Raw genomic sequence first — 16,665 nt, 5'->3', positions numbered from 1 at the left:
CGGACTTCTCAACCTTGTCACCGTCCCGTAAAGTGTTGGTGGCCGAACAGACGTTCGCCTCTCAGCGAAGCTGCAGCCAGGTGAGGTATTTCTGGATCGAAACCAGTAGACACACCGAACCGATGACGAGGTAGCCGAGCGCACGGCGTCCGAGACGGCGGATAACCGCTGCTTGCTCGCCCGCGGTGACGTGTGTTGCCAGCGATCCGTCGTCGATCACTCGCCCCTCGGCGTCGACGTCGCCGACGACCGTGACGGTGTCGCCGGGCGCGACCACACCCTCGCTGTATCGGTGGTCAGTGCCGCCGACGTCGGTATCCGCCAGTCGCTCGAGGCGGCCAGGTGCTGGGTCATCTGGCGGCTGGATGGTCGAATCCGACCGCGCGATGTCGACGTGTGCACTGTCGGGATCGACCATTACGTCGCTGTATTCGGCGTCTCGTTCGACGCGGAACGGAACGCCGCCCGAGCCCGATCGGGCCATCGTCCACCCGCTATCGCCGCCGAACCGGTCGTTCGCCTCGAGCGTCCAGGCCCAGCAGACGGCCGGCCGCTCGAACACGGGACTCGGCTCTGGCTCGCCGTCAGCGGTCGGGACGGCGCGGCCGGTCGCAACGATTTCGCCCGGCGGTTCGCACTTGCCAGTCCGAAGCCGGTGGACGCGGCGGCCGACGAGGAGGCCGCCGACGATGGCGGCACAGCCGACGGTCGTCCCGCCGACGAGCAACGTTCCGACGAGGCCGACCGCCCGAACCTCGCGCCGTCCCATCGAGGCCTCGAGCGGCAGGTCTCCCACGGCGGCCAGGAGGACACACGCGAGGAGCGCCGCCGTCCACGTAATCGCGAGTGGCCGCATCGGCACGTGAAAGCGCCGGCGAAACGTCCGCCGTCGGTGGTCGACGAAAAGCGGAGCGAGCGCGAACACCACGACGTGAAACGCCACCAGTAGCGCGACGAGGCCTGTGAGTCCGTCCATCGACGTCGCCGAGACGTTCCGCTCGAGTGATTATAATCCTGTTGTCATGACGTGGCTAAACGGGCCAGCCGCTACCAGCGGAATCCGACGGACTCGCCGGCTGGCTCGAGCGGACTCACCGGCAGCCCGTCACCGACTGCGGGCTCGTTGTACGCCCGCGGGGCAACGTCGTTGGGGCTGTCGGGATAGCACAGCGAGGCAAGCGTCTGAATCTGTCCACGACCCACGCCGAGTTCGAACTGCCCGCCGCCGTACAGTCGAATTCCGCGCTCGTTGCAGTAGGTAATCGTCTCGAGCAGCGATTCGAGTGAGCCAAAACGCGACGGTTTGATGTTTACCCAGTCGGGCTCCCATGGCAGCGACTCGACGTCGTCGAGCCCGTGGATCGGGGCGTCCCAGGAGACGCGTGATCGAACGTCGGGGTCCTCGAACAGCGGCCGCGTCTCGTCGGTCAGCGCCGGATCCTCGATGATGGCGTGGGGGAATCCCTCGAGGACGAGGTCGTACAGCTCGGGGTCGGCCGGCACGTCGACCTCGGTGCCCTCGTACTGGCCTTTCAGATCGAGGATGCGGACCGCGTCGGTGCCCACCGGTTCGTCGATCGCCGCGACGAGGTCGGCGTCCCACTCGGGCGTCGGATCGAGCTTGAATTCGAGGTCGGGAACCTGCTCGCGCAGGTCCTCGAGTCGGTCGGTCGTCGGCGGCTCGCCGAGGCGGGTGCTCGCGACGAACCGGACCGGCTCGAGCGAGCGATCGAGCACGCTGGCGAGGTCCGTCTCGGCCTGTCGCAGAGCGAGGTCGAGCGCCGCGCTCTCGATGCCCCACCGCCGGTAGTTGCGAAAGACCTCGCGGTCAGGCTCGCCGCCGGGAAAGAGATCCAGCGTCGCAAGCCGCTCGGAAAACGACCCGAACGTGTACTCGCCGGCGAGTTCCGGCAGGCCGGTCTCCGCCAGCCGGTCGTGATCTTCGGTTTCGTAGGTCACGTCCTCGCCACGTCCCGTAACCGTCCCGTCGCCGTTCGGTGTCGGTCCCGAAAGCGCGAATTCGGTCGTCACGCGGGTAAACTCGCTCGAGGTCTCGCGCTCGCGGCGCTCGCTTGCGACCGACTCGATCGTCAGCGACAGGTCGGCGACTCGATCGTAGTCCATGGTCTGTCTTCGACCCAGCGCGGAAAGAAGGTTGGCCGCCGTCACTCCTCGCCGCGGCGCTGGCGGAGGTTCTGGCGGGTAAACTGCGGTCGCGCGCCGATCGACTTTGGCGAGCGGAACGACCGGTAGAGTTGGATCAACACGATCACGGAGAAAACCGCTGCGACGATCGATCCAGCGGGGGCCTCGAGCGCGTAGAGCACGCCGGTCGAGAACAGCGACATCGTGAGCAGCATGCCGTAGATAATGCGTTTGGCGAACTTTTCGAAGACGCTCTCCGAGTCCTCGACGCCGATGCGGACGTAGAGGTCGTCGCGGTCGAGCCGGTCGAGTACGCGCTCGGTCTTGGGCGCGAGTCGAGTCAGCGACTCGCCACTGCGGCGGAGCTGTTGGCCCGTCTCGTCGATGTAATTGCGGATGGTTTCCTCGCGATATCCTTCCTCGGTCAGGAAGTCGGTCGCCGTCGCGATGAAGTCGAAGTCCTCATCGAGAGTGACACAGACGCCCTCGACGACGGTCGCGACCCGGAGGACGAGCGCGAGGTTTTTGGGGAGTCGGAAGGGGAACTCGTAGATCGAGTCCTCGATCTGGCCGACGATCTGGTTGACCCGGTACTGTTCGACGTCCTCCCCGCGGGCGTCCTGGATGGCGATCTCCATCACTTCGGACATCACGCCGCGGTCGGCGTCGGGGGACAGCGTCCCGATCTCGACCAGTGCGTCGAGGATGCCGTCGATATCTTGGTTGGCGACGGCGACGTAGAAGTCGACGATCTTCTCCTGAATGAACGAATCGACCCGCCCCGACATCCCGAAGTCGTAGAAGACGATCTGCCCTTCGTCGGTCACCGCGAGGTTCCCGGGGTGGGGATCGGCGTGGAAGACTCCGTCGTCGATGATCATCTGGAGATACGACCGCTCCAAGTTCTCCGCGACCTGCGTTCGGTCGATCCCTTTGCGCTCGAGTTCCTCGAGATCGTTGATCTTCGTTCCCTCGATGTACTCCATCGTGAGCACGCGCGGGTCGGAGTGGCTCTCGATCACGTTGGGGATCAGAAAGCGGTCGTCGTCGGCGAAGTTCGAGCGGATCTCGGTGAGCATCTCGGCTTCGCGCTCGTAATCCATCTCCTCGCGGATCGTCTTCGAGAACTCGTCGGCCAGGTTCTCGAGCGAGAACGCGCGCGCTTCGCCGACGAAATACAGCAGGATGGGAAGTGACCACTTGATGACCCGTAGATCGGCTTTGACGAGCGATTCGATGTTCGGACGGCGGATCTTCACGGCGACTTCGCGACTGACTCCGTCGGTCGGTTCGGCCCGCGTCCGCTCGGTCTCGGGATCGAGTCGCGCCCGATACACCTGTCCCAGACTCGCGCCGCTGATCGGCTCGGTGTCGAACTCCGCGAAGCGCTCGTCGACGGGGCCGAGTTCGTCCTCGAGCACCTCTTTTGCCTCGGGCCAGGGGGCCGGCGGCACGTCGTCTTGCAGCGACGCGAGGGTGTCGATGTACGCCGGCGGAAGGACGTCAGGGCGGGTCGACAGCAACTGGCCGAGTTTGATAAACGTCGGCCCCAGCGTCAACAGTGACTCGAGCAACCGCTCGGCCCGGCGACGATGGGTCTCGTGGTCGACCTGCCGGGGGCGGCCAAACAGGAGAAAACGCCGCCGGTCACGGGCGTAGGCGAGCAACAACGGCAGGAACTGCCACGCGACGATGACGAAGCGCTTGTATGCGCGAAGAGAAGCCAGTCTCACTCACCCCGTGTTAGGCGTCCTCGTCGACGATCTCGATCGTCGTCTCGTCGCTGGCGCCTCGTTTCGGCAGGACTAACTCGAGGACGCCTCGATCGACCGTCGCCTCGGCGTTGGCATCGGATGCGTCGTCGGGCAGCGGGAGGTCGACATCGAGAAAGAGCGAGCGGTTCTCCTCGATGTACTGGTAGTCGTCGGTCGGCTCCTTGTCCCGAGTGGCATCGATGGAGATGCGACCGTCCTCGATCGCGAGGTCGAGCGACTCGGCGGAGACTCCGGGGACATCGAGGACGAGCAGGTAGGCGTCCTCGCTCTCGAGCAGATCGAAAAAGATGTCCTCGGAGAGATCCCGCAACGCGTCGCGGAGCGCTGACATGGATACAGGTTCGAACGCCGATACGAAAAACCCCGCGGTCGCGGCGATTTCCTGCCCAAATAGCCCCCCACGCTTTTGCCGTCCGGCGACTCGAGTCACGGTATGGAAGGTGCCGACCGCGAGCGTACGGAGGCCGGGTTCAAGATGCGGACACCGGTCGACGAGGCGCGCCGAATTCTCAGAGAGGCTGTCGCAGACCGTGGGGACGCCGACGTGCCGTGTGGGACCGAAACCGTCGACGTCGCGCGTGCGGACGGTCGGGCCCTCGCTGCGCCCGTTACGGCCGCCCGAAACGTCCCCCACTATCGGCGGGCGGCGATGGACGGCTATGCCGTCCGGGCCGCGGACACGTTCGGGGCCAGTGAGCGCTCGCCCGAAGTGTTGCGACTCGTCGAGCCCGATGACGCGTCCGATGACCAGCACACGACTGCCGACCGTATCGAGCCGGAAACAGCCGCGCGGGTTCACACCGGCAGCGCCCTCCCCGAGGGTGCCGACGCCGTCGTTATGATCGAACGCGTTACCGAACGCGAAGCGCTCGGCGAACTCGAGGTCGAAGACGCTCTCGCGGAGGGCGAAAACGTCGCGCCGATCGGTGAAGACGTCGAGGAAGGTCAGGCACTCTACGAGGCTGGCCACCGGCTTCGGCCGTCGGATCTGGGCCTGCTGCGGTCGGCGGGGTACGGACAGGTCGCAGTCGCCCAGCGACCCACGGTCGGCGTGATTCCGACCGGCGAGGAACTGGTCGAGGCCGAGCCCGATCCCGGCGAGGTGGTCGAGACCAACGGGCTCACCGTCTCGCGGCTGGCCCAGCGCTGGGGCGCTCGCGCCACGTACCGCGACGTGGTCACCGACGACCCCGAGTCACTGCGCGTGGCCATCCAGCGCGACCTGACGAAGGACGTGGTCGTCACGACCGGGGGCTCCTCGGTCGGCGAGCGGGACCTACTACCGGAGGTAATCGACGACGTAGGCGAGGTGCTGGTCCACGGCGTCGGGCTCAAACCCGGCCATCCCGTCTGTCTGGGGATCGTCGAGGACACGCCCGTGCTCGCGCTGCCGGGGTATCCCGTCGCCTGTATCATCAACGCCGTCCAGTTCCTCCGGCCGACGCTGCGCTGGCTCGAGGGCACGACGCCCGATCCCCACCCGACGACGCAGGCTCGACTCGAGCGCAAGATCCCAAGCGAACCCGGCACACGGACGTTCGCACGGGTGCGCCTCGAGGCCCGCGATGAGGACGACCTAGAGCGCGACGAACCCGCGTACACGGCGATTCCGACACGGGCGAGCGGGTCGGGCGTGCTCTCGAGCGTTGCGCTGGCTGACGGCTGGGTCGTCGTCGACGACGACCGCGAGGGGATTCCGGCCGGCGAGACGGTGGCCGTCGAGAACTGGGAAGTCAATCCGTAACACCCCTCGAGAGGGGTTCGTTCTTCCACAACCTTGATATCGACATGTGTTGCCAACCCTCATTGAGGGATCCAAATGACAACGACTGACGACGTACTCGACCACCACCTGACGGCATTCGGCGAGCAAGACCTCGAGGCCGTTATGGAGGACTACACCGACGAGTCGGTAATCGTGACGAACATGGGGACGTTCCGTGGCCTCGAGGAGATCGAGGGGCTCTTCGAGGACCTCTTCGCGGAGTTCGATCACGAGGAGGCCACGATCGACATGCAACAAGAGACCGTCGAGGACGAGTTCGCCTACATCGTCTGGGAAGCCGAAACCCCCGAGAACGTTTACGAGTTCGCCACGGACACGTTCTACGTTCCCGAGGAGACGATCCTGTTCCAGACTTTTGCCGGGCATCTTTCGTCGAAGGCCTGAGACGGTCTGCTGGACCGACGGTCCGGCATTTCTACACGACAGGTCGGTGACTGTGCCGAACGTGATCGACAGAAGTCCGGATACTTACCGCAGCGCAAGCCGAACGGCATCGGCCAGCGCGTTCACCCGGGCGAGGTGTTCGTAGGTGCCGTCGCGGACCCCGTTGGTAACGTACGCAAAGCCGATGTTCTCCTCGGGGTCGGCCCAGCCGACGCTGCTCCCGAGGCCAGCGTGGCCGAAGACGTGCTCGGGGGAGAGCGAGCCGTAGGGTGCGACCGTCGTTCCGCCTTTCCAGAAGCCGAGCGCGAACCGTGCCTCGCGGTCGAGCGTCCCGTCGGATTCCGTCTCGGCTGCGAGCCGGGTCATCCGCTCGACGGTCTCGGACTCGAGGAGTCGGGTTCCTTCGAGTTCGCCGCCGTTGGCCAGACAGGCATAAAAGCGGGCCATGTCCCGCGCGGTGCCGACCCCGTTGGCTGCGGGGACCACCGCCCGGTGGACCTGTTCGGCGTTGAACGGGGCCGCGACCGCGGCGTTGTCGCCGAGTCCTTCACCGGGGTCCCGACAGCGGTCGAACGGCTCGAAGCCGACCACCGTCGCCACGTCGTCGTCCTCCTCGTCCCGGAGGCCGATACCGGTGTGGTCCATCTCGAGTGGCCCGAAGACACGATCGGCGGCAGCACGTTCGATCGGCGTGCCGGAGACGCGGCGGACGAGTTCGCCGACCAGCCAGCCGAACGTCAGCGCGTGATAGGCCGGCACCTCGCCCGGCGGCGAGAGCGGGTCCTGTTCCTCGAGCGTCTCGATGACGGCGTCCCAGTCGCTCCAGGCGGTCGGCCGGCCGTCGATCGTGCTCTTTTGTAGGCCCGCCGTGTGACTGAGCACCTGTCGAACGGAGATCTCGGCCTTGTCGGTGCCTGCGTCGGCGAATTCGGGCCAGTGGTCGACCACCCGATCGTCGTACGCGAGTGCGCCCTCCTCGACTAGCGAGTGCAGCGTCACTGCGGCGTAGGGTTTCGTACACGAAAAGAGAACGTGACGCGTTTCGTGGGTCTCTGCGTCGCCGTCGGGACCAGTCGTGCCGCCCGCGAGGTCGATGACGAGCTCGCCGTCGACGAAGACGGCCAGCTGTGCCCCGTGGTGGAGCCCGACCTCGAGGTGGCGCTCGAAGAGGGCGGCGATGCGCTCGCGGTCGGATTCGGCAAGCCGTGACATACCAGGTGCAACCAGCAGCGGGATTGTAATCGTTCCGCCCGAGACAGCTAGCAGTTAGTCGCCCGCCGACGAATCGGGCCGATACGCACGGCTGATGGTCTTCCAGCGGCCGGTCGTAAACCGGTAGTACGTGACCGCGGCGGGGACGAACGTCTCGAGGAGCAACGCAGCGTAGAGCGCGCCGATTCCGAGCGGCGTCACGGCCTTGAGGTACGGAACTGGAATCGAGACGGCACCGACCAAGGCGACGGGAAGCGCGAAGCCATACAGCCCGAGTACCTGCCCGTAGAACGGCCAGCGGGTGTCGCCGCTGGCGCGGAGCGGCCCGGTCGCGCCGCCGCTGATGCCGCGGAAGACGACGCTGACACACGCGACGGCGATAAAGGCTGTCACGAGCGGCAGAATCGATGGATCGGACACGAACAGGCGACCGACCCGCTCGGCGAAGACGAGGACGAGCGCCCCGCTGACGAGGTAGACGCCGGTACCAAACCAGAGCACCTCGCGGCCGTAGGCGTCGGCGTCCCCTTCGTCACCGGTGCCCAGTTCCTGGCCGACCAGACTGCTCGAGGCAAGCGAGAACCCCCAACCGGGCGTGTCCATCAGGTCTCGGACGCGCCGGGCGACGACGTAGGCGGCGAGGACGTTCGGGCCGAAGAGCGCGACGATCGCGAGCATCGGGAACTGGGCGGCCCGCCGTGCGACGTTGGTAAACACCAGCGGCGTCCCGATGCTGAGTACGTCGCGGATTTCACCGACTGTCGCGAACGGCCACGCGATACTGACCGTGACGGGGAACGTACCGATCAGCGGCAGTCGGCCGAACGTGAAGCCGACCGCGAACGCCGCCAGCACGAGGCCGTTCGCGACGACCGTGCCGATTGCCGCGCCGACGACGCCCAACTCGAGGACGAAGAGCAACACCGCGTTGAGCGCCACGTTGACGACTGCGCCGCCCGCCCGGAGCACCATCGGCGTCCACGCGTCGTCCGCACCGACGAGTGTCCGACTAGCGATGAGGTTCAGCCCCGCGAGCGGGACGCCGACGGCGACGACGCGGAGGTAGTCCGCGCCGAAGGCGATCGCAGTGGGATCGTTGCCGATGACCCCGATCAGTCTCTCAGCGCCCATCCCGTAGACGGCAGCGAGCGGCAGTAAGACCGCGGCGACGATGATGCTACTCGTCGTCACCGCGAGCGAGAGTCCCGCGGCGGTCCCGCCACTGTATCGCTGGGAGACCAGACTGATGGTCGCACCGGCGACACCGCCACCGACTGCAAAGGCAAGCCCCCAGTACGGCGTCGCGAGCCCGACGCCGGCGATCGCTGCCGGGCCGAGGGCGATCCCGACCATCGCGACGTCCGCCGCGGACTTCGACATCCGCGCGATCCCCGTGACGATGCGGGGCCAGGCGAGGTCGGTCGTCCGCTCGGCGCGTCGCCGGTCGATCACACCGGCCCGTGCCAGCAGGTAGCCCACCGCGAGCAACAGCCATCGGACGGGATTCGGGATATCTCTCGAGCGAACAGCCACGAGGGTCCGTTCGTGATTCGGCACTAAAGGCGCTCATATGTCGGGACGGCTCGGTCAGAATGCACCCCTCTCTGACGCAGTAGACCGAATCCGGGTACCATCTTCCGAGCTTCGAGTGTTCCGCCTAGCTCGAGTCGCGATCTGACGCCGATCGCACTCGCGGTCGGTAGGTTCTCCACCGCTCATTGACGCCGACTCTGCGTGCTGCGACGTAGACGAGTGCGGCTCCGAAGAAAGTGAGCGGCGTCAACGTGAGATGCCACAGGAGCGTGCTTCGAATTCCATAGCCTAGCACCTCCAGCGCCTCACCGATCCGCTGCAGCGGGTATAACACCGCGGGGTGGGCGATATAGATACCGACGGCATAGTTTCCCCACGACGGTAACGGCGTCGACCGTCCGAGCTCCGGCCTCGAGAGAAGGAACAGAAATAATGACAAGGTAAACAGTGCGGTTCCGATCGTATAACTCGCCGTGTAGACCCCCTGAGCGAACGTCTCACCCGTGAGAACGTATCCGAGGACGTATCGTTCACCGAGATGGAACACGCCGAACATGACGGTTGCCACAAGATAGTGCGTGCTCCGCTCGGGATCTGGCTGCCAGTCGCGCGAGTAGATTGCGTAGCCGAGGCTCGTGTAAAAGAACCCGAAGAATAGCGCATCTCTGATCTCGAACGGGATGTCCACGAACATCGTATAACTCGCACCCAAAAGTCCGATCACGTGGAATACGAGCGAAATTGGAACCAGATAGTCCGTCTTGTCGATCCGAACGAAGAGTGACACGAACGTGAGCGAGAGAAGGAGGGCCGGGAGAAACCAGAGGATCTCGGATACCGACGTCCCGTAGTATAGTAGCGCGGGCGGAGACACGAATTCGGTTAGTTTGAGCGCACTGCTACGGATGATATCCCTGTTTTCGGCGCCTGCACGCACAGCCGTTCCCGCGAGGAAAACTGGCGCGGAGAGCAACAGCCCGGCCGCGTATAGCGATGTGATCGTGGTCACTCGATCGGTGAAATAGTCGGTCAGTTCACGACGGGCGGTTTTGCGGGCGAAAAAATACCCTGATGTCATGAAGAAGAACGGAACCACGAATCGTGCAACCGAGTCGATCAGAAAATTCACCATGTTCCCGGTCGCTCCGAGCCCCCTGAACGGGTCCGTGTGAATCGCAACGACGAACGCCATTGCGATTATTCGCACCGAATCGATGCTGTAGATGCGATCAGTCATCACTCGAGCATCCCTCGGTTCCGCGATCGACCACCGACTCGCCGCCCACCGCAGGCCATTGTGCTCCCATCGCTCGAGCACGCAAACGTCCAGTCTCGGCCGTTTTCACGGCGCGGAGAGAGGTCCGTCGACCGCGTTTCTCCATACCTCCCCTCCAGCAACCGATGCCGTTACTATACGTACAGTAAGCCCATTTCGGCACCCTTCCCCATCTGACATACGTGTTTCAGCGGTGCTATTGCGCCGTTATCGCCAGCCCTGCGGGTCGATGTACGATGTAGTCGGACTACTGTCTTTGAGTCAACTGTTGCACCATCCAGAACTCCCATTGACGATCCGTTCAGTGTCCAGGAGAAGTGGCGCGCTAGGTACGGTAGCGGACTCCGCACGCAGGTCTCAGACTCGGGAGACCGACGTTTTTACCCCCGGCACGCGAAGTGCCGCTATGAATCGCAAGGAGTTTCGTGATCTCGCCACCCCCGCAGAGGCACGCGAGGCGATCGACTCGCTGGCCCTCGAGGCCGGTATCGAACGCGTCCCGCTCGCGGAGGCGCGAGGCCGGGTGCTGGTGGCGCGACTCGACGCCGAACTCGACGTCCCGGGGTTCGACCGGGCGAGCCTCGACGGCTACGCGCTCCGGGCGCGAGACACGTTCGGCGCGGACGAGGCCGATCCTGCCCGGCTCGAAATCGTCGGCGAGGTCCACGCCGGCGAGGAACCGGACGTCGCGCTCGAGGAGGGGCAAGCCGCCGAGATTTCGACCGGTGCAGTGATGCCCGACGGTGCCGACGCGATGGTCCCGGTCGAGCGCACAGACATGGATCCGGAGGGTGACGATGTGCTGGTCCGGACCGCGGTCGCCCCCGGCGACAACGTCATGTTCGCCGGCGCGGACGTCGCCGCAGGCGAGCGCGCGCTCGGTCCCGGGACACAGATCACGCCCCGTGATATCGGCCTGCTGTCGGCGCTGGGGGTCGACGAGGTGCCAGTCAGAGCCAAGCCACGCGTCGGCATCGTCTCGACCGGCGACGAACTCGTGCGACCGGGCGAGGCCCTCGCGAGCGAGCGCGGGGAGATCTACGACGTCAACAGCTACACGATCGCCGCCGGGGTCGAGGACGCGGGCGGCGAGGCCGTCCTCTATCCCCACGCCGGCGACGAGCAAGACGAAATGGAGCGGATCCTCCGCGAGGCCGCCGCCGAATGTGACCTCGTGCTCTCCTCGGGCTCGACCAGCGCGAGCGCGGTCGACGTCATCTACCGCGTCATCGAGGAGCAAGGCGAGTTGCTGCTCCACGGGGTGAGCGTCAAGCCGGGCAAGCCGATGCTGATCGGCCGGCTAGACGACTCAGCCTACGTCGGCCTTCCGGGCTATCCCGTCTCCGCGATGATGGTCTTCCGAACCTTCGTCGCGCCGGCGATCCGCGAGGCGGCCGGCCTCTCCGAACCCGCATCGGCGACCGTTGCCGGCCGCCTGGCCCGACAGGAACGCTACGAGGAAGGCCGTCATCGGCTCATGCCCGTCGGCCTCGTCACCGACGGCGACGGCGACACGCTCGTCTACCCTGTCGACAAGGGCAGCGGCGCGACGACTAGCCTCGCCGACGCCGACGGCGTCGTCGAAGTCGGTCCCGAAACCGACTACCTCGAGGCGGGCGAACCCGTCACCGCCACGCTGTTCTCGCCGGACGTTCGGCCGCCGACCCTGTTCGGCGTCGGCGAGGACGACCCGACCGTGTCGCGCGTGCTCGACGGGCTCGCAAACCCGCGCTACCTCTCGGTCGGCACTCGGCCCGGCCTGCGACGGCTCCGCGAAGGCGTTCCCGACGTGGCCGTGGCCGCGGGCCCGCTCGAGGCCGACGTCGAGACGACCGAACTCGGCCGCTGGGAGCGCGAGTGGGGGCTGGTCGTCCGCGCCGGCAACCCCGACGAGATCGAGGGCCTGTCCGATCTGATCGATCGCGACCTGCGCGTTATCAATCGGACGACCGACTCGGGGCTGCGCTCGAGTCTCGACGCGGCGATCGCCGATCTCGCGAACGACCGGGGAACGACCAGACGCGAGCTAACCGACGCGATCGATGGCTACGATCTCGGGTTGCGCGCCCACGAGAGCCCCGCCCGGAAGGTCGTCGCGGGCGATGCCGACGCCGGCCTCGGCCTGCGCGAGACGGCCGACCGGCTCGATCTGGGCTTCGTCTCCCTCGGCGAACAGCCGGTGCGGGTGCTGGCGAACCCCGATCGGACGGGCAAGGAGGGGGTTCGCGAACTCGAAGCGGCGCTCGCGGACGTGCAGTGATCGATGCCCTCGCCCGCGGGTGGCCTCGAGTTCCACGGCGACGCGACGAGAGCCGACCGATCGCCCGAACCTACTCTTCGGCGTCGCCGGGCTGAGTCGCTTCCTGCCACGACGAGGCGTCGAAAAACGACTGGAGCGCCATCAGTACGCCGACGTACGTTCCGAACGCGACGATGACGAGCGGGACGAGGACTGCAAGTACCAGTCCGCCGAGGGGGTTCGCACCGAACAGCTGTAAGAGGGCTGCCATACCCTCCACAGGGTGGACGGATATGATATATCGTTCGAACGCGTCCGCGTTCGCGAGCGCCCGTTCGAGCAGAAGTGGTTGCGAGACCGGATCTCCGACGAGGCTGCTTTTGGTCGCCCGCCCCCTACGAGGAGCCATGCGAATCGTCACGACGCTCCCCTCGGCAACCGAGATCGTCGCCGCGCTGGGACTCGAGCCTGTCGGTGTCTCCCACGAGTGCGACTACCCGCGGCGTGCCGCGAGCGCCCCCGCTGTCACTCGGTCGCGAATCGACGCCGACGCGTCGGCCTCGAGCGCCGAGATCGACCGGCAAGTTCTCGACGTCGCTGAGACCGAAGACGGCGTCTACGAGATCGACGTCGAGACGCTCGATGATCTCGAGCCGGACGTGATCGTCACACAGGGAATGTGTGACGTCTGTGCGGTCGACGAGGCCGTCGTCGCCGATGCCGTCGACCGGATTTCGGCCGATCCCGAGGTCGTCCCGACCGATCCCCACAGCGTCGGTGACGTGTTCGACGATCTCGAGCGGATCGGCCGCGCAGTCGGTCGCAAGGGCCGCGCGGCCGAGGTTCGACGCGACCTCGAGTCCCGCATCGACGCCATCCGCGAGCGAACTACCGATATCGACGCGGTCGACCGCCCGCGCGTGGCGATCTTCGACTGGACCGAGCCTGCCATGATCGCGGGCCACTGGACGGCCGAACTCGTCGACTGGGCCGGCGGCGCGTACGGACTGGCCGACGTCGGCGAGCGCTCGCGACCGCGCGAGTGGGACGAGATTCGGGCGTACGATCCAGAACTCGTGGTCGTCGCGCCCTGTGGGTTCGGCCTCGAGCAGATCGCACGGAACACCGCAGATCTCACCGAGCGCGACGGATGGGACGAGCTGACGGCAGTTAAGGAGAGCCGCGTCTGGGCGATGGACGGCGACCACTACCTTAACCGGCCCGGGCCGCGGCTGGTGGACACGCTCGAGGCACTGGCACCGATCGTCCAGCCCGACCGGTTCGACGGCCCCGATCCGGACGTGGCGGTTCCGTTCGATGACCTCGCAGGGCTCGAGCCGACGGCTGCTGGCTCCGAGACGCGTCCCGAGGCCGACTCGTCACCGTGATCGTTCTCCCCGCTGCCCTCCGAGACGCGATCCGCGAGCGCGCCCGCGAGGGACGCCCCGCGGAGATCTGTGGCGTCCTCGGTGGCGCGTACGAGCCTGAGGGGACGAGTCGCGTCCGGTCGCAGTATCCAGCTGACAACGTCGCCGCGAACCCGCGGACGCGGTACGAGATCGACCCCGAACAGCAGCTGGCGATCTTCGACCGCCTCGAGGATCGCGGCGAGGAAATCGTCGGCTTCTATCACTCCCATCCCCGTGGCCCGGCCCATCCCAGCGAAACCGACGCCGAACTGGCGACGTGGCCCGATCGGTCATACGTGATCGTCTCGCTCGAGCCCCGCGAGATCGGGTCGTGGCGCTGGCGGACCGAAGCCGAGCACGGCGACGACGAGAAGGGGACCGCTGGGCAATTCGAGCGCGAACGGCTCGTCGTCGACTGACCTGGCTCATACGGACTCCTGTCAGTCAGTGCCGGTGTAACCGCGACCCGTTCTGCGGGCCCACCGGGACATCGTGACAGCAGACCGTATCAGTCGTCCGCGTCGTCCTCGAGTTCGTCGGCTTTCGCTCGTGCCGCCGCTGCTTTCTCGCGGAACTCTTCGATCCGCTGGTTGAGCTTCTTCCCGGCGGTGTATTTGAACTCGTCGGGCATCATCCCGTACTCGATATCGAGCGTGATCATCGTGTCACAGCCCTCGACGATCTCGGGGGCCCAGCTCCCCTGCGCCAGCTTCGACTCGTCGGTGACGACCGCCTCGCCGTCCTCGACGTCGATGAAGGCGGTCACGATGTTCCAGATGTTCGGGTTGCTCGAGCTGGCCTCGTCGAACAGCCCCTCGAGTCGCGATCCCTTGACCTCCTCGTCGCGGAGTTCCTCGAGGAGGTCCTCGAGGGCGTCGGCTACGTCCTCGTGTTCGGCGGCTTCCTCGCGAAGCTCGGCCGGTGACTCGTCGCCACTGTGTTCTGTCATCGGCTCACCCTCCGTTCGTCGCTGTCCGCGATCATAGACGAGGGTAGCCGCTTCGGAACCGTAAACGTACGCTTCCGTCCCGTGATCGGCTGGTCATCTCGGATCGCAGCTACGACGCGTCCTCGAGGACGCCGGTCACCCAGATACGGTTTGGATCGTCGGTCTCGTGCATCCAGTCGGCCAGTCTGGTTCGCATGGCTCCTCGCACGTCCTCGTATTCGGGGTGGTCGATCAGATTGTGGAGCTCTGCGGGGTCGGCCTTGAGGTCGTACAGTTCGTCGATGTCGGGGCCGTTGTAGACGTACTTGTATTGGTCCGTCCGGACCATCCGCTGGCTGTAGAGGCCGAACTCGTCGCCGTGGTACTGGGAGAACGTCGATGTCGCCCACTCCATCTCGGCCGGCACGTCGCCCCCGTTCTCGAGGATGGGGACGAGACTCCGCGAATCGAAGCGCTCGGGGACGGAGACGTCACCGATCTCGAGGAAGGTCGCCGCGAGATCGTGTAAGTGGACCGGCGCGTCACAGGCTGTGTCTGCATCGACGACGCCGGGCCAGCGCACCTGCAGTGGAATCCGGTAGGTGTCGTCGTACATTATCGGGCCCTTGTTGAACTGACGGTGGCTTCCGGCGAAGTCGCCGTGGTCGGAGGTGTGGACCACGACCGTGTCGTCAGTCAGCCCATGGGCGTCGAGTGCGTCGAGGATGCGCTCGAGTTGGTGTTCGATGAGCGTCATAAAGCCCCAGTACTTCGCGATCGCTTCCGCCCATAGGTCCCAGCCGAAGCCGTCGACGCCACGGTAGGCGAGGTAGTTCTCGTGGACGCGGGGCTTGCCGTCGTAGGTCTCGGCGTAGCTGTCGGGCCGCTCGATGTCGTCGGGGTCGTACAGCGAGGCGTAGGGCTCCGGGACGACGTAGGGGTGGTGCGGGCCGTAGAAGTCCGTCCGGTGGAAGAGGGGGCCGTCCCGGTCGCCGTCGGCGTGGGCCTCGATCGCGTCGATCGTCCGTTCCGCGAGAAAATAGGCCCGCGTCTCCTCGATGTCGATCGGCGTTGTCGCGGCGACGAACGTCCCATCGTCGCCGTCTCGCGGATCGTCGCCCGTATAGATCTGATTTTCGAGTTCAACGTCGTCGACGGGGGTGCCACGCTCCTCGCGATACTCGCGGAACGCCTCGTCGATGTCGTCGTGATGTGTGTCGCTGCCGCCGAGATACGAGAACCCGAAGTCTCCGGGCGTCCGATCCCGGCCGGCGTGCCACTTCCCCGTGTAGCTGAGGTCGTAGCCAGCAGCGACCAGTTCCTCCGAGAACGTCGGCAGATCCGCGGGAAGGTTCGGCTGGATGGCATCCGGCTCGTGGCAGTTGTTCAACATGCCGTGGCCGTGGGGGAACTGCCCGGTCAACAACGACGCGCGCGCGCTCGAGCAGATGCTGATCGGCGTGACGGCGTGGGTAAAGCGGAGCCCCTCGTCCGAGAGCCGATCGCTTCCCGGGGTTTCGACCGGCGGGTCGTCGGGTGCGCTGGCGTCGTATCGCTCCTGATCAGTCAGGATGAGCAAGACGTTCGGGCGACTGTCGGCGTCAGCATCGGCCATCGAGCATCGTACACCCACTCTGTAGTTAATGGTATAACCTGCATGTAGCCACTCGACAGGGCCCATAAGATGACGCCGTATGAACCCAACCGTTGATTTATCAGCCGTTCGATGGGCAAGGCGTGCCGAGTGCGTACTGTGGTGAGTGTGGGTGGCAGTATCGAGCCGATGGGGACGACGCGGCTGCACTCAGCCGCGCGATGATCGACCACTTCGTCGAGACGGGCCACTCGCCGGTCGAGCGGTGTGACGCGACGGATCGCTCGTCGACTGACGACTCGCTCGAGCCATCGGAGCGGACAGCGGCGCGCACGCGCGATCGGTGATCGGCCCGTCTCGCGGTGTCGCTGAACCAGTCAGCCA

16 protein-coding genes are annotated in these 16,665 nt (G+C 66.0%); 6 read left to right on the top strand and 10 right to left on the bottom strand.

Going from position 1 to position 16,665, the window contains the following annotated elements; all coding sequences use genetic code 11:
* Positions 1–61: 61 nt before the first annotated feature.
* The 4 genes from E2L06_RS13360 to E2L06_RS13345 form a co-directional block, all read right to left on the bottom strand.
* Positions 62–976, bottom strand: coding sequence for a hypothetical protein (locus E2L06_RS13360; protein ID WP_138782109.1), 915 nt, complete (start codon positions 974–976; stop codon positions 62–64).
* Positions 977–1,047: 71 nt separating this feature from the next.
* Positions 1,048–2,124: a hypothetical protein gene (locus tag E2L06_RS13355; RefSeq protein ID WP_138782108.1), complete on the bottom strand. Its 1,077-nt coding sequence runs from the start codon at positions 2,122–2,124 to the stop codon at positions 1,048–1,050.
* 41 nt (positions 2,125–2,165) lie between these two features.
* Positions 2,166–3,812 carry an AarF/ABC1/UbiB kinase family protein gene (locus E2L06_RS13350; RefSeq protein WP_138782559.1) on the bottom strand — a complete coding sequence of 549 codons (1,647 nt, stop codon included), beginning with the start codon at positions 3,810–3,812 and terminating at the stop codon, positions 2,166–2,168.
* A 76-nt stretch (positions 3,813–3,888) separates the two neighbouring features.
* The gene (locus E2L06_RS13345) at positions 3,889–4,251 is read right to left on the bottom strand and encodes an Hsp20/alpha crystallin family protein (RefSeq protein ID WP_138782107.1); all 363 of its coding nucleotides are present in this window, start codon (positions 4,249–4,251) and stop codon (positions 3,889–3,891) included.
* A 102-nt stretch (positions 4,252–4,353) separates the two neighbouring features.
* On the opposite strand from E2L06_RS13345, the gene glp reads away from it, so the two are divergent.
* Both glp and E2L06_RS13335 read left to right on the top strand, forming a co-directional pair.
* A complete protein-coding gene (gene glp, locus E2L06_RS13340) occupies positions 4,354–5,664 on the top strand; it encodes a gephyrin-like molybdotransferase Glp (RefSeq protein WP_138782106.1) in 1,311 nt (436 codons plus the stop codon).
* A 75-nt stretch (positions 5,665–5,739) separates the two neighbouring features.
* Positions 5,740–6,090 (top strand): nuclear transport factor 2 family protein, encoded by a 351-nt coding sequence (locus E2L06_RS13335; RefSeq protein ID WP_138782105.1) that lies wholly within the window; start codon positions 5,740–5,742, stop codon positions 6,088–6,090.
* Positions 6,091–6,174: 84 nt separating this feature from the next.
* Here the strand turns inward: E2L06_RS13335 and E2L06_RS13330 are convergent, their stop codons facing one another.
* From E2L06_RS13330 to E2L06_RS13320, 3 genes are all read right to left on the bottom strand, one after another.
* Positions 6,175–7,302, bottom strand: coding sequence for a serine hydrolase (locus E2L06_RS13330; protein ID WP_138782104.1), 1,128 nt, complete (start codon positions 7,300–7,302; stop codon positions 6,175–6,177).
* Positions 7,303–7,356: 54 nt separating this feature from the next.
* A complete protein-coding gene (locus E2L06_RS13325; protein ID WP_171052367.1) occupies positions 7,357–8,835 on the bottom strand; it encodes an MATE family efflux transporter in 1,479 nt (492 codons plus the stop codon).
* A gap of 124 nt (positions 8,836–8,959) precedes the next feature.
* The gene (locus E2L06_RS13320) at positions 8,960–10,072 is read right to left on the bottom strand and encodes an acyltransferase (RefSeq protein ID WP_138782103.1); all 1,113 of its coding nucleotides are present in this window, start codon (positions 10,070–10,072) and stop codon (positions 8,960–8,962) included.
* Between the two features lie 445 nt (positions 10,073–10,517).
* Here E2L06_RS13320 and E2L06_RS13315 point away from each other — a divergent pair, with 445 nt between their 5' ends.
* Positions 10,518–12,371, top strand: coding sequence for a molybdopterin biosynthesis protein (locus E2L06_RS13315; protein ID WP_138782102.1), 1,854 nt, complete (start codon positions 10,518–10,520; stop codon positions 12,369–12,371).
* Positions 12,372–12,441: 70 nt separating this feature from the next.
* On the opposite strand, the gene E2L06_RS13310 is transcribed toward E2L06_RS13315, so the two are convergent.
* The gene (locus tag E2L06_RS13310; protein ID WP_138782101.1) at positions 12,442–12,621 is read right to left on the bottom strand and encodes a hypothetical protein; all 180 of its coding nucleotides are present in this window, start codon (positions 12,619–12,621) and stop codon (positions 12,442–12,444) included.
* 136 nt (positions 12,622–12,757) lie between these two features.
* On the opposite strand from E2L06_RS13310, the gene E2L06_RS13305 reads away from it, so the two are divergent.
* Both E2L06_RS13305 and E2L06_RS13300 read left to right on the top strand, forming a co-directional pair.
* A complete protein-coding gene (locus E2L06_RS13305; protein WP_138782100.1) occupies positions 12,758–13,738 on the top strand; it encodes an ABC transporter substrate-binding protein in 981 nt (326 codons plus the stop codon).
* Entirely contained in the window at positions 13,735–14,178 is a 444-nt protein-coding gene (locus E2L06_RS13300; RefSeq protein ID WP_138782099.1) for a desampylase, read from the top strand. The genes E2L06_RS13305 and E2L06_RS13300 overlap by 4 nt, the downstream gene beginning before the upstream one ends.
* Before the next feature lie 89 nt (positions 14,179–14,267).
* Here E2L06_RS13300 and E2L06_RS13295 read toward each other — a convergent pair whose 3' ends face one another.
* Both E2L06_RS13295 and E2L06_RS13290 read right to left on the bottom strand, forming a co-directional pair.
* A complete protein-coding gene (locus E2L06_RS13295; protein ID WP_138782098.1) occupies positions 14,268–14,708 on the bottom strand; it encodes a hypothetical protein in 441 nt (146 codons plus the stop codon).
* A 109-nt stretch (positions 14,709–14,817) separates the two neighbouring features.
* Positions 14,818–16,302: a sulfatase-like hydrolase/transferase gene (locus tag E2L06_RS13290; protein ID WP_138782097.1), complete on the bottom strand. Its 1,485-nt coding sequence runs from the start codon at positions 16,300–16,302 to the stop codon at positions 14,818–14,820.
* A 122-nt stretch (positions 16,303–16,424) separates the two neighbouring features.
* Between E2L06_RS13290 and E2L06_RS13285 the strand changes: the two genes are divergently transcribed.
* On the top strand, positions 16,425–16,628 hold the full coding sequence (locus E2L06_RS13285) for a hypothetical protein (protein WP_138782096.1): 204 nt from the start codon (positions 16,425–16,427) through the stop codon (positions 16,626–16,628).
* Positions 16,629–16,665: the final 37 nt, after the last annotated feature.

The sequence above is a fragment of the Haloterrigena sp. H1 genome (assembly GCF_005938085.1).
Lineage (GTDB): Archaea > Halobacteriota > Halobacteria > Halobacteriales > Natrialbaceae > Natrinema.
Note: the sequence above shows the minus strand (reverse complement) of the source record. Positions and strands in the feature narration are given on the sequence as shown.

Bases quoted from the DNA above. Each gene is read 5' to 3' on its own strand.
- E2L06_RS13360 (WP_138782109.1), bottom strand. From the start codon at position 976: ATGGACGGACTCACAGGCCTCGTCGCGCTACTGGTGGCGTTTCACGTC.
- E2L06_RS13345 (WP_138782107.1), bottom strand. From the start codon at position 4,251: ATGTCAGCGCTCCGCGACGCGTTGCGGGATCTCTCCGAGGACATCTTT.
- E2L06_RS13290 (WP_138782097.1), bottom strand. From the start codon at position 16,302: ATGGCCGATGCTGACGCCGACAGTCGCCCGAACGTCTTGCTCATCCTG.
- E2L06_RS13330 (WP_138782104.1), bottom strand. From the start codon at position 7,302: ATGTCACGGCTTGCCGAATCCGACCGCGAGCGCATCGCCGCCCTCTTC.
- E2L06_RS13320 (WP_138782103.1), bottom strand. From the start codon at position 10,072: ATGACTGATCGCATCTACAGCATCGATTCGGTGCGAATAATCGCAATG.
- E2L06_RS13335 (WP_138782105.1), top strand. From the start codon at position 5,740: ATGACAACGACTGACGACGTACTCGACCACCACCTGACGGCATTCGGC.
- E2L06_RS13310 (WP_138782101.1), bottom strand. From the start codon at position 12,621: ATGGCAGCCCTCTTACAGCTGTTCGGTGCGAACCCCCTCGGCGGACTG.
- E2L06_RS13355 (WP_138782108.1), bottom strand. From the start codon at position 2,124: ATGGACTACGATCGAGTCGCCGACCTGTCGCTGACGATCGAGTCGGTC.
- E2L06_RS13305 (WP_138782100.1), top strand. From the start codon at position 12,758: ATGCGAATCGTCACGACGCTCCCCTCGGCAACCGAGATCGTCGCCGCG.
- E2L06_RS13315 (WP_138782102.1), top strand. From the start codon at position 10,518: ATGAATCGCAAGGAGTTTCGTGATCTCGCCACCCCCGCAGAGGCACGC.
- glp (WP_138782106.1), top strand. From the start codon at position 4,354: ATGGAAGGTGCCGACCGCGAGCGTACGGAGGCCGGGTTCAAGATGCGG.
- E2L06_RS13295 (WP_138782098.1), bottom strand. From the start codon at position 14,708: ATGACAGAACACAGTGGCGACGAGTCACCGGCCGAGCTTCGCGAGGAA.